We start from the raw sequence: 14384 nt of genomic DNA, 5'->3' as shown, positions 1-14384 counted from the left end.
GCCGCACCGCATTGGAGACCAACTCCGCCGCCAGCAACTCCGCGGTGTCCGCGAGACCGATCAGACCGTGCATCGTCAGGATCAGACGGAGAGTATGGCGGCACACGGTCACCGCTCTGAGGTCGTTCGGAACGGAGAGCGTGTAGTCCCAGGTGTCGCAGATTTCGGGCATGCCGCATCAACTCCGGTCAGGCAGAAGGGGGTTCACGCGCGGTGGCATTGCCGCATGGCGAAGCGGTGCACTTCCACAGCGTGTTCGTTGCATCACCGACGGTAGGGGTCAATTTTGGCACCACGCAAGTCGCTGCCATAATCTGGCACTCGAACGCGGCAGTTGGGGTGGAGGAGGAAGCCGTGCCACGCAGGCAGCAGGCCACCGCACGACAGCAGCGACTGGGCGCCGAGTTACGGAAACTGCGTGAGGCCGCCGGCCTAAAAGGGCGTGAAGCGGCCGAGTTGCTGGGAACCGACAGCGCCCAGATCAGTCAGTTCGAGGCCGGACTCGCCGGCGTCAGCGAGGCACGCGTTCGCAGGATTGCCGCCCACTACGCCTGTACGGAGCAGGATTTGGTCGACGCCCTCGCGGCGGTGGCCGCCGACCGGAACCACGGATGGTGGGAGGAATACCGGGGACGTCTGCCCTCCTCGTTCCTCGACCTGTCGGAACTGGAGCACCACGCGACCTACCGGCGGGACGTGGACTTCCTGTTCGTCCCCGGGCTTCTCCAGACCGAGGACTACGCCCGGGCACTCTTCTCCTCCCGCGTTCCGCGACTTCCCGAAGAAGAGCTGGAGCTGCGCGTCCGGCACCGCATGCGGAGGCGCGTCATCCTGGAGAGGGCGGTGCCCGTTCCGTACGAGGCCGTCGTCCACGAGGCAGCGCTGCGCATGATGGTCGGCAGCCGTACTGCGGCACGGACTCAACTCACCCGCGTGCTGGAGCTCTCCGAGGCACAGGGCACCTCGGTGCGAGTGATCCCCTTCGACCTGGAGCACTTCGTCGACGTCGGGGCCGCCATGGTGTACGCGGGCGGCGCCGTCCCCAAGCTGGACACAGTCCTCCGGGACGGGCCCCACGGCACTGTGTTCGTGGACTCCGAGGCGCAACTGGGCGTATTCCGAACACACTTCCGTAGAGTGGAGGCGGCGTCACTCGACCCAGGCCGGTCCCGTGACTTCATCCACCGACTGGCGAAGGAGCTGTGAGGCGCGCATGACCCACCGCGACCTGTGGCGGAAGTCGTCGTACTCGGGCGGCGGCGACGGCAACGCCTGCGTAGAGGTGGCGCCCCACCCCACCCACATATCCGTCCGCGACTCCAAGCACCCCGCCACCGGCCCCCTCACCTTCCCGCCCGCCTCGTTCGCCCCCTTCATAGACGCCCTCAAGGCGGACCCGCCGCGCCCCTGAGCCAGTTCCGGCAGGACGGCGATGCGGTCGCGTGACTTCACCCGCCACCTGGCGAAAGAGCTGTGAGGCACACCATGCGCCCTGACAACTGGCGGAAGTCGTCCCACTCCGGAAGCGGCGACGGCAACGCCTGCGTCGAAGTCACCGCCCACCCCACCCACATATCCGTCCGCGACTCCAAAGCCCCCGCGCGAGCCGTTCTCAGCTTTCCCACTGCCGTCTTCGCTCCGTTTCTCAGTGCCATCAAGTTCACACATGACACAGGAAGTTGATAGAAGCTCAAGAAGAAACCCGTTCCTGATCCATCGTTCAACATCATGTGCCACACTGCCGCGGTGGTAGATCATTCGTACGCGGATCTCTCGCTCGCCGCGCTCTACGACGGCCTCAACCCGTGGGGTCCCGGTGACGACTTCTACCTGGGCCTGGTGATGTCCGCGGAGTCCGTGCTCGACGTCGGCTGCGGCACCGGGCAGTTGCTGCGGCGGGCCCGTGCGGACGGGCACGCCGGGCGGCTCGTGGGGCTGGATCCGGCCGCCGCGATGCTCGTCCAGGCCCGGAAGGGCGACCCGGGTGTCGAGTGGGTGCTCGGCGACCTGCGCAGCCACCGCTGGGACACCGGCGGCTTCGACCTCGTCGTGATGACCGGTCACGCCTTCCAGGTGCTGCTCGGCGACGAGGAGCTGCGGCGCGCTCTCGGCGCCGTACGACAGGCCCTCTCCCCCGGCGGACGCTTCGTGTTCGAGACCCGGAATCCGGCCGCCCGTGCCTGGGAGACGTGGACCCCGGACCGGGTGCGCCACGTCACCGACGGGGAGGGCCGCGAGGTCGGTGTGCGGCACGAGGCCGACAAGGCCCCCGTCGGGGACCGGGTGTCCTTCACCGAGACCTACGAGGGCGCGCACTGGGCCGAGCCCCGGGTGTGCCGCTCCACCCTGCGCTTCCTCGGCCCCGACGCCCTCTCCGGCTTCCTCACGGAGGCCGGCCTCAGGGTCGCCGAGCAGTACGGCGGCTGGTCCCGCGAGCCCCTCACCACCGACAGCCCCGAGATCGTCACCGTCGCGGAACCGGAACCGGAACCGGGTTCAGAGTCGGCCTAGTTGTCCTCCTCCAGTGCCGCCAGGGCCGGGTCCAGGACGATGTCCTCGTCGCGCCGGGTGGTCGGCTCCTCCGGGAAGTGGCAGGCGGTCAGGTGGCCGTCCTCGTTCCCGGAGATCCGGACCAGCGGCGGTTCCTCCGTCGCGCAGCGTTCCTGCGCCTTCCAGCAGCGGGTGCGGAAGCGGCAGCCGGACGGCGGGGAGATGGGCGACGGGACGTCGCCGGCCAGACGGATCCGCTCACGGCCCGTCGCCTCCCCGTCCTCCGCGAGGCTGACCTCGGGCACCGCGGAGAGCAGGGCGTGGGTGTAGGGATGGCGCGGGCGGGTGTAGATCGACTCCCGGTCGCCGACCTCGATGATCTTCCCTAGGTACATCACCGCGACGCGCTGCGAGAAGTGCCGCACGATCGCCAGGTCGTGGGCGATGAACAGGAACGCGATGCCCAGTTCCCGCTGCACCTCCTGGAGGAGGTTGACGACCTGGGCCTGGATGGAGACGTCCAGCGCGGAGACGGGCTCGTCGGCGACGATCAGCTTGGGTTCGAGGGCGAGCGCGCGGGCGACGCCGATGCGCTGGCGCTGGCCGCCGGAGAACTCGTGCGGGAAGCGGTTGAAGTGCTCCGGGTTCAGGCCGACGATCTCCAGGAGTTCACGGACCCGCTTCTCGCGGCCGCCCTCCGGATTGATGTCGTTGATCTCCATCGGACCCGAGATGATCTTGCCGACGGTCTGGCGCGGGTTGAGTGACGAGTAGGGGTCCTGGAAGATCATCTGGATCTCGGACCGGATCGGCGCCAGCTGACGGCGGTTGGCATGGGTGATCTCCTGGCCCCGGTAGGAGATCGTGCCGCTCGTCGGCTCCAGCAGCCGGGTGATCAGGCGGCCCGTGGTCGACTTGCCGCAGCCCGACTCGCCGACCAGGCCGAAGCTCTCCCCCACGCGCACGGTCAGGTCGATGCCGTCCACGGCCTGGACCTGGCCGACCGTCCGGCGGATCGGGAAGCCGCCCTTGACCGGGAAGTACTTGGTCAGCCCGGAGACCTCCAGCAGCGGTTCCCCGGCGGTGGCCTCGCGCTGGGCGGGCAGGATCGTTTCCTGGGTCATGAGGTGTCGTCTCCTAGCCCAGTCGGGGCTTGATCTCTTCGATGAAGATGCTTCGCTTCTGGTCCGCCGTCAGGTGGCAGGCCGAGGCGCGGTCGGGGGCCAGCGCGGGCCGTTCGGTGGCGCACCGGGCGCCGCCGACCCGGTCCTGGAAGGTGCAGCGGGGATGGAAACGGCAGCCGGAGGGCGGGTGCAGCAGCGACGGCGGTGTGCCCGGGATCGGACTCAGGGGGGTGGAGAGATCGGAGTCCAGTCGCGGCATCGAGTTCAACAGGCCCCAGGTGTAGGGATGCCGGGGGGCGCGCATGACCTCGTGGACCGAGCCGCGCTCCACCGCGCCCCCCGCGTACATCACCATGATGTCGTCGGCCATGTCCGCGATCACCCCCAGGTCGTGGGTGATGAAGATGATGCCGGAGCCGAACTCCTGCTGAAGGTCCTTCAGCAGATCCAGGATCTGCGCCTGGACCGTCACGTCCAGGGCCGTCGTGGGTTCGTCGGCGATCAGCAGGTCCGGGTCGCAGATCAGCGCCATCGCGATCATCGCGCGCTGGCGCATGCCCCCGGAGAACTGGTGGGGGTAGTCCTTCGCCCGTTCCCGGGGGTTGGGGATGCCCACCTTCGCCAGCATCTCCACGGCCCGCTCCCAGGCCACCCGCTTCGAGACCCGCTTGTGCTTCATGTACGGCTCGGCGATCTGCCGGCCCACCGTGTAGAACGGCGACAGCGCGGTCAGCGGGTCCTGGAAGATCATCGCGACCCGGTTGCCGCGCAGTTGCTCCAGCTCGGTCTCGGTGGCGGTGATCAGCTCCTTGCCGTCGAGCAGGATCTCGCCGTCGACCTTCGTGAACTGCGGGTTGTGCAGGCCGAGGATCGTCAGGTTGGTGACGGACTTGCCGGAGCCGGACTCGCCGACGATACCGAGTGTCCTGCCGCGCATCAGCTCGAAGGAGAGTCCGTCGACCGCCTGCACGGGACCGTCCTCCGTGGAGAACGTCACCTGGAGATCGCGGACCGAGAGGAAGCCGTCCGGCGCGCTCGCCGCCGGTGCGCCCTCGGGCTTGGTCACTGTGGTCACGGTGTCGCTTCCTAAGGTTCTTCAGACGGGTCAGGAAAGGCGGATGCGCGGGTCGATCCACGCATACGTGATGTCGGTGAGGATGTTGATGATCAGGATGAAGAAGGCGCCGAAGAGCATCACGCCCATCGTCAGCGGCAGGTCCTTGTTGACCGCGCCGTCCACCGCGAGCCGGCCGATCCCCTGGAGGGAGAAGGTCAGTTCGGTGACGACGGCACCGCCGAGCATCGCGCTGACGTCGATGCCGAGCACGGTGACGATCGGGATGAGCGAGCCCCGCCAGGCGTAGCGGAAGAAGACGTACTTGCGGGACATGCCCTTGGCCTTGGCGGTGCGGACATGGTCCTCGGCGAGCTGCTCGATCATCGAGGAGCGGGCCATACGGGTGTACTGGGCGGTGAAGATGGTCGCCATCACGCACACCGGGATCGACATGCCGACGAACCAGCCGACCGGATCCTGGGTGAGAGGCACGTACTTGGGGTCCTCCATCAGGCCGGTGCTGTAGACGAGGACGGTCAGGACGATCGGGCCGAGGAAGTAGATCTGGAACGAGCTGAGCACCATGGAGGCGCCGGTCGCGAACTTGTCGATGTACGTGCCCCGGCGGAAGGCGGCGATCATGCCCGCGCCGACGCCCACGACGAGGAAGACGACCGCGCCGCCGACGGTCAGGGTGAGGGTGAGCGGGAAGCGGTCCATGATGGTGCTCCACACCATGTCGCCCGAGTAGAACGACACGCCCAGGCACGGGGCCGGGCAGTGGCCGGTCGGGAAGTCCCGGCCCATCACGATGCCGGACATGAAGTCCCAGAACTGCTGGGCCAGCGGCAGGTTGAGGCCCAGCGCCTCGCGGATGTCCGCCAGCCGGGCCGGTGTGCAGTCCTTGCCGCAGGCGAGGGAGGCGTAGTCGGAGGGGGCTGCCACGAAGAGGAAGAACGTGGCCGCGCCGATGAGGAACAGGGTGACGGCGGCGCCCACCGCGCGCCGGACGATGAACTGGATCATGACGGCCTGGCTGCTCTCTGCAAGGACGGTTGGAGGGTTCACGCAGGGCCGCGGAGGCACACCGGGGGGTGTGCCTCCGCGGCACCGGAGCCGTGGACTACGACTTCAGGTAGAGCCTGGTGACGTCGATGTAGCTGGAGACGCTGCTGTAGCGGGCGCCGCCGATGTTGGAGCCGAACAGCTGGAGCTGCTTGGTGTACCAGAGCGGGGCGGACGGGTTGACCTTCTCCAGGATGTAGTGGTGCGCCTCGCGCCAGGTCTTCGCGGCCTCGGTCGGCTCCTGGGTGAGGGCCTTCTTGATCAGCGCCTGGACCTTGGGGTCGTTGATGTGCGAGTAGTTCGAGCCGCCGTCGGCGACCTGGTCACCGTCGTAGATCGGGGTGACGACCGTGCCCGGCGACGGCCAGTCCTGGCCCCAGCCGGTGATGTACATGTCGTACGGGTTGTCGAGCTTGCCGATCTGCTCGTAGTAGCTCGCCGCGTCGACCTCCTTGGCGACGACGTCGAAGCCGACCTTGGTCAGGGCGTCCTCGATGGCGACCTTGCGGCGCTGGCCCGCCTCGCTGTTGGCGTAGGCGAAGACGACCTTCTTCTCGGACGCCGGGACGCCCTTGAGGATCTCCTCGGCCTTGGCGATGTTGCCCTGCGGGGTCTTCAGCCGGCCGTAGGGGTCGTACGACGCCTCGTAGCCCGGCAGGGTCGGGGCGAACAGGTTCGGGGCGACGTCACCGCCGTACGCACCGCCCTCACCCGCGATGAGGGACTTGGAGTTCACCGCGTAGGTGATGGCGTCGCGGACCTTCTTGTCCTTGATCCGGTCGAGGTTGAACGTGAGCGTCATGACGTACGGCTGGTAGCCCTTGATGGTCCGCTTGTACGTCTCGGCGTTCTTGACGACGTCCTGGATCTGGGTGGCGTCGACGCTGCCGGTGAACTGTATGGCGTCCTTGGAGTCGCCCTGGTCGGCGATGAGCCGCTTGGTCTGGGTGGACTCGGTGATGCCGTAGGTGAAGTTGAAGCCGTCGAGGTACTGGTGGCGCACCGAGTCGGTCTTCGGGTCCCAGTTGGTGTTCTTCACCAGGACCAGGGACTTGCCGGACTTCGAGGAGGCGATCTTGTACGGACCGGTGGCGACCGGGGCCTTGTCGTAGTTGGCCTTGGTGTCGGTCTTGGCCGGGACGATGGCGTAGCCCGCCATGGCGAGGGTCTGCGGGAGGTCCGTGCGCGGGGTGTCGAAGTGGAAGACGACCGTCTTGTCGTCCGGGGTGTCCAGGACCGAGGCCGGCAGGTGCTTGGAGCCGAAGCCGCCGTCGGGCAGCGCCTTGCGGTAGTCGGCGCCGCTCAGCCAGTTCTGGAGGTAGGTCGGGCCGTCGAAGATGAACTTCGCGTACAGGCGCTCGACGGTGTGCCGGACGTCGGCGGAGGTGATCGCGTTGCCGTTCTGGTCCTTGATCCCGTCCTTGAGGGTGAAGGTCCAGGTCTTGCCGCCGTCGGAGGACTTGCCGGAGTCGGTGGCGAGGTCGCCGACGACCGAGACGTTGCCCTTGTCGTCCTCCTGGAACTGGGTCAGCCGGCGGAAGAGCAGGTTGGCGGCGAGCCCGGCGTCGGAGACGTAGATCTGACCGGGGTCCAGGTGGGTCAGCTGGGTCTCCTGGTACACCTGGACCGTGCCGCCGCTCTTCGCGCCGGGCACGTCCTCGGCCGGGCCCGTCGACTCGGCGGCGCCGAGGTAGGACACCGCCTTGGACTGGACGGAGGCCTCCTTCTGGTCCTTCTTGGAGTCGGTGCCGGACTTCCCGCCCTCGTTCTTCGAGCAGGCCGTGAGCGCGAGGGAGCCGGCCGCGACCGCGACCACGAGGGTGCGCGCTCTGCGGGACAGCAGTGAGCGATGAGACATCATGTGGCGAATCCACCTACTAGTCGGTTGTGATCCCTGAGTGCTGCCGTGCGCCGGCCGTGAGACCGACGGGGGCGGCAGCCACCCCCCACCCAAGGGACGCCCTACCGCCCGGACTTGGGGTCGAACGCATCCCGAACGGAGTCGCCGAGCAGGTTGAAGCTCAGGACGAAGATCACCAGTGCGACGCCCGGGAAGAACATGAACGCGGGGTCCTGCTCGGCGTATTGGGCGCCGGCCGCGAAGAGGCGTCCCCAGTCCGGGGTGGGCTCGACGAACCCGACACCGGCGAACGAGAGAAAGGCGATGCTGAGGATGGTGTTGGGGAGCTGGAACGTGAACTGCACCAGGATCGGCGTCACGACGTTCGGCAGGATCTCCTTGCGGACGATCCGCCAGGGCGAGGCTCCGGAGACCCGGGCCGCGTCGACGAACTCCCTTTCCCGCAGGGACAGCACGGTGGAGCGGACGATGCGCGCCATGCCCATCCAGCCCAGCAGCCACAGCACGATCAGCATGGCCAGGGCCCGGAAGTAGGTGGGCGTCTCCTCGCGGGGATTGACGAAGAACGAGGTCACCACGGGCATGAAGGCGATGAAGAAGAGCTGCTGCGGGAAGGACAGGAAGAAGTCCGTCACCCGGCCGAGCCAGTAGTCCGTACGACCGCCGAAGTAGCCGCCGATCAGGCCGATGACGATGCCCGTGAGCATGACCAGGACGGTGATGCCGAGCGCCATGAAGAGCGAGGTCCGCATGCCGTACAGCAGCATGGCGTACAGGTCACGGCCGTACTGCGGCTCGACACCGAACCAGTGGCCGCCCGAGACGCCGCCCAGGTAGCCGAGCGGCAGGCCGAATTCGTCCAGGATCGGCTTGTCCGCGTAGGTGGGGTCCTGGCCGTACAGGGTGTACGGATTGGTGCCGGAGAGCTTCGTCAGCAGCGGGGCGGCCAGCGAGATCACGAAGTACGCGATCACGATGAGGGCGCAGATGACTCCGGTGCGGTCGCGCTTGAAGCGGATCCACATCAGCTGGCCGGGGGACCGGCCTTCGAGCGTGCCTGCTCCGGGCTTCACCGAGGGCGCTGGTCCGCCCTCGACGACAGCCGAAGTACCGCCGTCCTCGATGTCGATAGGACTGGTCACTGTTCGTCCGTTTCACAGATATGGGTGTGGGGGCTTCCGGGTAGCCCGAGGCACGCGCGGCGCAGCGGCGGGAAACCGCAGTCGGACGCGCGTAGGCGAGCGGCCGCGCTAGGCGGCCGGACGGAGCCTCAGAACCGGGTGCCGGACGAACAGTCGGAACGGGCAAGGCCTGATGGCGCGAGTGCGACCCACCTGGTGCTCGTGACACCACGCATGGGAGTTCCTCCTCATGACTACACGTGTTCACCAACCGGAGAAGGTTTCCGCCTACCCTCCGACACCCCTGACGGAGGGTCAGGCACCTTCTGGTGCTCGTGAGTCGGCGCTGTCCCCACAGCGCTGAGACCCATTGACCCGAGCGTTACGCGGCTAACTATCTGCCATGAGTCAGGTGCCGACCACTGTCTTTAGATCTCAGTTCAGTCACAGCTGGCGCGAAGTTCTTCCAAAAACTGGACAAACCGTTCGCCACGAGAACGCCGCGAAACGGACGTGTTACATGGCTATCGGGCGAGGATCTCCGCATTACGGACAACGGTCGAAGATCGGCGGACGCCGTGCGCCGGAAAACGGGTTGCAAAAAGCCCGGGCACCCCCATCATGGGGATGCCCGGGCTCAGGTGTCCTGCGGTCAGCCGTGCTTGGCGCGGCTCGCGGCGCGGGCCCGCTCGCGGGCGTCCAGGTTCACCTTGCGGATGCGAACGGCCTCCGGGGTCACCTCGACGCACTCGTCGTCACGGCAGAACTCCAGCGACTGCTCCAGCGAGAGCTTGCGCGGCGGAACGATCGCCTCGAACGAGTCGGCCGAGGAAGACCGCATGTTCGTGAGCTTCTTCTCCTTGGTGATGTTGACGTCCATGTCGTCGGAGCGCGAGTTCTCGCCGACGATCATGCCCTCGTACACCTCGGTGCCAGGCTCGGTGAAGAGCACGCCGCGCTCCTGGAGGTTCGTCATCGCGAACGCGGTGACGGCACCGGAGCGGTCGGCGACCAGCGAGCCGTTGTTGCGGGTCTGGAGGTTGCCGAACCAGGGCTCGTGACCCTCGTGGATCGAGTGGCCGATACCCGTGCCGCGGGTCTGGGTCAGGAACTCGGTCCGGAACCCGATCAGGCCACGGGAGGGCACCACGAACTCCATGCGCACCCAGCCCGAGCCGTGGTTGGACATGTTGTCCATCCGGCCCTTGCGGACGCCCATGAGCTGCGTGACCGCGCCCATGTGCTCCTCGGGCACGTCGATCGTCATGCGCTCGACCGGCTCGTACGTCTTGCCGTCGACCTGCTTCGTGACCACCTGCGGCTTGCCGATGGTCAGCTCGAAGCCCTCGCGGCGCATCTGCTCGACCAGGATGGCGAGCGCCAGCTCACCACGGCCCTGGACCTCCCAGGCGTCCGGACGCTCGGTGTCGAGCACGCGCAGCGAGACGTTACCGATCAGCTCGCGGTCCAGGCGGTCCTTGACCTGGCGGGCGGTGACCTTGCGGTCCTTGACCGCGGCCTTGTTGTCGGCGCCCTTGCCGGTGCCGCCACGGCCGACCAGCGGCGAGGTGTTCGTACCGATGGTCATCGAGATCGCCGGCTCGTCGACCGTGATCAGCGGCAGCGGGATCGGGTTCTCGGTGTCGGCGAGGGTCTCGCCGATCATGATGTCCGAGATACCGGCGACCGCGCAGATGTCACCCGGACCGGCCACCTCGGCGGGCTTGCGGGTGAGCGCCTCGGTCATCAGCAGCTCGGTGATGCGCACGTTGGACATCGTGCCGTCGCGCTTGATCCAGGTGACGGTCTGGCCCTTGCGCAGCTCGCCCTGCTCGACGCGGAGCAGCGCGATACGGCCGAGGAAGTTGTCGGCGTCCAGGTTGGTGACGTGCGCCTGGAGCGGGGCCGCCTCGTCGTACTCCGGGGCCGGGACGTGGGAGAGGATCGTGGAGAAGAACGGCTCCAGGCTGTCGCTGTCGGCCGGGACGGTGCCGTCCTCCGGCTTGGTCAGCGAGGCCACGCCGTCCCGCGCACACGCGTAGACGATCGGGAACTCGATCTGGTCCTCGTCCGCGTCCAGGTCGAGGAAGAGGTCGTAGGTCTCGTTGACGACCTCGTCGATGCGCGAGTCGGGGCGGTCCGTCTTGTTGATGCACAGGATGACGGGCAGGCGCTGCTGGAGCGCCTTGCGCAGGACGAACCGGGTCTGCGGCAGCGGACCCTCGGAGGCGTCCACGAGCAGCACCACCGCGTCCACCATCGACAGACCGCGCTCGACCTCGCCACCGAAGTCGGCGTGGCCCGGGGTGTCGATGATGTTGATGGTGATGACGTCGCCGCCATCCTTGGGGTGGTACTTCACGGCCGTGTTCTTGGCCAGGATCGTGATGCCCTTCTCACGCTCCAGGTCGTTCGAGTCCATCATTCGGTCGTCGAGCGATTCGGCGGCGTGCGCTGCGAAGGCACCGGCCTGCTTCAGCATGGCGTCGACGAGGGTCGTCTTGCCGTGGTCGACGTGGGCGACGATGGCGACGTTGCGGATGTCGTGGCGCGTGGCCATAGTGCGGCGTACTCCCGGAGTGTGAGGAAGGGGCCCGCGCGTACATCGGTGTTACGCGAACCCTGCCGGGCTGAACACGCCACGGCCTCACCCCATCGTACGTGCACTCACCAGCAGGGGCTCGCCGGGCCGACGGAAGGGGGTGCGGGGAACCGCGCGACCGGCCACGATCCACCCGCACCCGGCACTCGTCCGGCCCCCTCTCCGCCTCGCGGAGAGCCCTACCCCTTGCTCGGGCCCGGCGACGCCTTCGCGCCCTTCTTCAGGAAGCCCATGTCCTGGTAGACGGGCGTCTGGAAGCCGAACGCGCCCACGTTCACCAGCCCCTTCCGGGCCCCGACGATCTGCGGCCGCTGGTACAGCGGCAGCGACCCGGCCGACGCCCAGATCCGGGAGTCCGCCTTCCGCAGCAGCCCGTCCGCCTCGTCCTCGTCCAGCGTCCCGAGCGCCTGGTCGAAGAGCTGGTCCACCTGGTCGGTGCCGACCCGCGTGTAGTTCTGCTCGACGTTCAGCGACCCGTCGGCCGCCACCACGGGCTTCGCGTAGATCGGCCGCGCGTCGGTCGCCGGGAACGCGGAGGCCGGCCACGAGTAGAGCGCGAGGTCGTACTGCCCGGACGCGATGTGGTCCTTGAAGTAGCTCTCGTCCGGGACCTTGCTGATCTCGGTGACGATCCCCACCTTGTCCAGCATCTTCGAGATCCGGTCGGCGACCGAGAGCAGCGTCTCGGACCCCGGCCCCGACGGCAGCACGAACCGCAGGGTCAGCGCCTTGCCGTCCTTGGCCAGCGGCCCGGCCGGCGCCCCGGCGCCCTTCGGCGCGGCGGTCCCCTTCGGCGCGTACGCCCCGGGCGCGCCGTGGGCGTGGTCGCCCTGGTGGTCGCGGGTGTCCTTGCCGTCGGGGTCGGCGTGCCCCTTGTCGTCCTCACCGACGATGTACTGCCCGTCCCGCCCGCCGTCGGACGCGTCCTCCGGGTCCCCCTTGTCGCCCTTGTCGCCCTTGTCGCTCTGCGCCCCGGCCGCCTTGCCGCCGTTCCTGACCGGCCCGCCGGCCACCCAGCCGGCGTCGGCCAGCAGTGCCTGCGCCTCGTGCGCGTCGAGGCCGCCGAGCGAACCGCTGCCGTCGGTGTAGGCGGGCTGCCCGGAGAGCGCGAGGTGGCTGCCGACCGGTACGGCGGGCAGTCCCAGCGGGGTGAGCACCAGCTTGGCGAGCGCCTCGCGGTCCAGCGCGCGGGCGACGGCGCGCCGCACCCGCTCGTCGGCGAGAGGGCCCTCGGAGCCGTTCAGGGCGAGCTGGGTGTAGGCGGGCTCCAGCGACTTGCGGACGTCGAAGGAGCGCAGCACCTCCTGCTGCTCCAGCCACTTCTCGATGCTCCCGCGGAGCTTCCTCCGGCCGTCGGGCAGCTTCTCCGCGTCCATGCCGAGGTCCAGCGCCCAGGCGCGCAGCTTCTTCGCGGAGGTCTTCCCGGCGCCCTGGAGCGGGGTGCCGGTGCCCTTGTCGCGGCCGGCGATGACGATCCGCTCGGCCTCGGAGGCGTCGATGTCGGCGACGTCGACCGTGCCGTCGGCGAGCGCGGCGGCCCGCTTGTCGCGGGGGACGGCGTGCAGGTCCAGCTCGTCGAGCTTGGCCGGGCGGCCCCACCAGCGCGGGTTGCGGGTGAGGACCACGTCCTTCTGGGCGGTGTCGACCTTGTCGACCCTGAAGGGGCCGGCGGTGACGGTGAGCTTGCGGCGGGCGCCGTCGTTGAAGGCGTCGGGGGTGCCCATGACGTCCTTCGGGTACAGCGGGGAGAACAGCGACCTCCAGTCGGCGTACGGCCGCTCGAAGGTGACCCGGACCTCCAGGTCGTTGGCGCCGCGCTCGATCTTGGAGATGCGGTCGTAGCCGGCGTTGCGGGCGGTCCAGTAGGCGGAGTCCTTGCCGGACAGGGCGCGCCACTGGGCGGCGAAGTCGGCGGCGCCGATCTCCCGGCCGTCGCTCCAGACGGCCTGCTGGTTGAGCCTGTAGAGGACGACCTGGCGCGGCTCGGTCTCGATGACCTTGGCGGACTCCAGGTAGTCGGGGTTGCGGACCGGGCGGCCCTCGGCATCGAGGGTGAACATCGACGGCAGGACGGCCTGGGCGACCCGGGTGGTGCCCGCGTCGGCGTCGGCCTGGAAGGTGTTCAGGGTCTCCGGTACGGCGTCCACGGCCATCTTCAGCGTGCCGCCCTCGGCGACCAGGTCCCTGGCGGCCGGGGCGATCTCCTGGCCGGCCAGCGGCTTGCTCGCCTCCTCGTCCGAGCCGCAGCCGGACAGCAGGGGCAGGGCGAGGGCGCTCGCCGCGAGCAGCGCGAGGCTCCGCCGGTAGCGCCGCGATGTGCCGTCGTTCGTCTGCGGCGCCGTCATGGCTGGTCGCGCAGTTCCCCGCGCCCCTTCAGGGCTCGGTCCGAAGCGGTGGTGGGACATCTCTGCTACCTCCGGAAGGCCCCGTGACACGGGTGCGGTCTGTTCGCATTTGGGGGTATTTTGGAGTTGATCACATGTACGCAGAAGTACGGACCCACTGAAATGGACGGGGTCCGCCGGCCGGGGACGACACGGCGACCGGGGTGGTCAAAGGCCACCCGTGCGGCGCAATCCCGGCGCACACAGAGCGCGTGCGGGCGTGCGGCTCAGGCGCGCAATCCGCCAATCGCTGCACATGCCTTCACATCAGCAGGTGTGGCGCGCAACACTCGCAGGCGCATGAACGTTGCCGCCCAGGACCACGGGGTCCGGAAGTGAGGTCACGTCATGTCCGTGCACGACGACCTGACGTCAGTCCAGCGCTGCCTAGAGGACCTGAACCGGTCCGTAGGCCGCCTGGAGCAGCAGCTCGGGAGCGGCGGACTGGAGATGCGCCGCGTCCGTGCCGACGCCGATCACCTGCGCGAGAGCGTGGCACTGCTGCGGGAGGCCGCCGGCACCGGCACCCCGCGCCGGCGCCCCGAGCTCGTCACCATCTCCGACGATCCGTACGACATCAACCTGTGGACGGACACGGACGACGAGGGCCTCGGCGCCCGCGACCGGCGCGCACCGTAGGAGCGCGGCCCGCAGGCCCCCACCCCCGAGCCGACCGGAGT

Annotated in this window: 12 protein-coding genes and 1 pseudogene; 5 read left to right on the top strand and 8 right to left on the bottom strand. The window is 68.7% G+C overall.

Annotated elements, in window-relative coordinates; genetic code table 11:
• A pseudogene (locus ACZ619_RS24855) lies at window positions 1–172 on the bottom strand (ATP-binding protein); the annotation flags it as partial.
• 182 nt (window positions 173–354) lie between these two features.
• On the opposite strand from ACZ619_RS24855, the gene ACZ619_RS24850 reads away from it, so the two are divergent.
• The 4 genes from ACZ619_RS24850 to ACZ619_RS24835 all read left to right on the top strand — a co-directional run bounded on the left by ACZ619_RS24850 (window position 355) and on the right by ACZ619_RS24835 (window position 2511).
• A complete protein-coding gene (locus ACZ619_RS24850; RefSeq protein ID WP_469602840.1) occupies window positions 355–1206 on the top strand; it encodes a helix-turn-helix domain-containing protein in 852 nt (283 codons plus the stop codon).
• Between the two features lie 7 nt (window positions 1207–1213).
• Window positions 1214–1411 (top strand): DUF397 domain-containing protein, encoded by a 198-nt coding sequence (locus tag ACZ619_RS24845; protein WP_469602837.1) that lies wholly within the window; start codon window positions 1214–1216, stop codon window positions 1409–1411.
• 74 nt (window positions 1412–1485) lie between these two features.
• On the top strand, window positions 1486–1683 hold the full coding sequence (locus ACZ619_RS24840) for a DUF397 domain-containing protein (RefSeq protein ID WP_469602834.1): 198 nt from the start codon (window positions 1486–1488) through the stop codon (window positions 1681–1683).
• Window positions 1684–1746: 63 nt separating this feature from the next.
• A complete protein-coding gene (locus tag ACZ619_RS24835) occupies window positions 1747–2511 on the top strand; it encodes a class I SAM-dependent methyltransferase (RefSeq protein ID WP_469602831.1) in 765 nt (254 codons plus the stop codon).
• On the opposite strand, the gene ACZ619_RS24830 is transcribed toward ACZ619_RS24835, so the two are convergent.
• The 7 genes from ACZ619_RS24830 to ACZ619_RS24800 all read right to left on the bottom strand — a co-directional run bounded on the left by ACZ619_RS24830 (window position 2508) and on the right by ACZ619_RS24800 (window position 13665).
• Window positions 2508–3614 (bottom strand): ABC transporter ATP-binding protein, encoded by a 1107-nt coding sequence (locus ACZ619_RS24830; protein WP_469602828.1) that lies wholly within the window; start codon window positions 3612–3614, stop codon window positions 2508–2510. The genes ACZ619_RS24835 and ACZ619_RS24830 overlap by 4 nt on opposite strands.
• A 13-nt stretch (window positions 3615–3627) precedes the next feature.
• The gene (locus ACZ619_RS24825; protein WP_469602825.1) at window positions 3628–4689 is read right to left on the bottom strand and encodes an ABC transporter ATP-binding protein; all 1062 of its coding nucleotides are present in this window, start codon (window positions 4687–4689) and stop codon (window positions 3628–3630) included.
• A 30-nt stretch (window positions 4690–4719) separates the two neighbouring features.
• Window positions 4720–5697: an ABC transporter permease gene (locus ACZ619_RS24820; protein ID WP_469602823.1), complete on the bottom strand. Its 978-nt coding sequence runs from the start codon at window positions 5695–5697 to the stop codon at window positions 4720–4722.
• A 97-nt stretch (window positions 5698–5794) separates the two neighbouring features.
• On the bottom strand, window positions 5795–7597 hold the full coding sequence (locus ACZ619_RS24815) for an ABC transporter substrate-binding protein (protein WP_469602820.1): 1803 nt from the start codon (window positions 7595–7597) through the stop codon (window positions 5795–5797).
• A 101-nt stretch (window positions 7598–7698) separates the two neighbouring features.
• Window positions 7699–8739: an ABC transporter permease gene (locus tag ACZ619_RS24810; RefSeq protein WP_469602817.1), complete on the bottom strand. Its 1041-nt coding sequence runs from the start codon at window positions 8737–8739 to the stop codon at window positions 7699–7701.
• Window positions 8740–9370: 631 nt separating this feature from the next.
• Window positions 9371–11278, bottom strand: coding sequence for a translational GTPase TypA (gene typA, locus ACZ619_RS24805; protein WP_469602814.1), 1908 nt, complete (start codon window positions 11276–11278; stop codon window positions 9371–9373).
• Window positions 11279–11499: 221 nt separating this feature from the next.
• Window positions 11500–13665, bottom strand: a complete 2166-nt coding sequence (locus ACZ619_RS24800; RefSeq protein ID WP_469602812.1) for an ABC transporter family substrate-binding protein — start codon at window positions 13663–13665, stop codon at window positions 11500–11502.
• 387 nt (window positions 13666–14052) lie between these two features.
• Between ACZ619_RS24800 and ACZ619_RS24795 the strand changes: the two genes are divergently transcribed.
• A complete protein-coding gene (locus ACZ619_RS24795) occupies window positions 14053–14343 on the top strand; it encodes a hypothetical protein (protein ID WP_469602810.1) in 291 nt (96 codons plus the stop codon).
• The last annotated feature ends 41 nt before the right edge of the window (window positions 14344–14384 follow it).

It is taken from the genome of Streptomyces sp. NPDC104367 (assembly GCF_055583825.1).
This window is presented reverse-complemented; position numbering and strand designations above follow the sequence as displayed.

Bases quoted from the DNA above. Each gene is read 5' to 3' on its own strand.
- ACZ619_RS24845 (WP_469602837.1), top strand. From the start codon at position 1,214: ATGACCCACCGCGACCTGTGGCGGAAGTCGTCGTACTCGGGCGGCGGC.
- ACZ619_RS24840 (WP_469602834.1), top strand. From the start codon at position 1,486: ATGCGCCCTGACAACTGGCGGAAGTCGTCCCACTCCGGAAGCGGCGAC.
- ACZ619_RS24830 (WP_469602828.1), bottom strand. From the start codon at position 3,614: ATGACCCAGGAAACGATCCTGCCCGCCCAGCGCGAGGCCACCGCCGGG.
- ACZ619_RS24820 (WP_469602823.1), bottom strand. From the start codon at position 5,697: ATGATCCAGTTCATCGTCCGGCGCGCGGTGGGCGCCGCCGTCACCCTG.
- ACZ619_RS24815 (WP_469602820.1), bottom strand. From the start codon at position 7,597: ATGATGTCTCATCGCTCACTGCTGTCCCGCAGAGCGCGCACCCTCGTG.
- typA (WP_469602814.1), bottom strand. From the start codon at position 11,278: ATGGCCACGCGCCACGACATCCGCAACGTCGCCATCGTCGCCCACGTC.
- ACZ619_RS24800 (WP_469602812.1), bottom strand. From the start codon at position 13,665: ATGACGGCGCCGCAGACGAACGACGGCACATCGCGGCGCTACCGGCGG.
- ACZ619_RS24795 (WP_469602810.1), top strand. From the start codon at position 14,053: ATGTCCGTGCACGACGACCTGACGTCAGTCCAGCGCTGCCTAGAGGAC.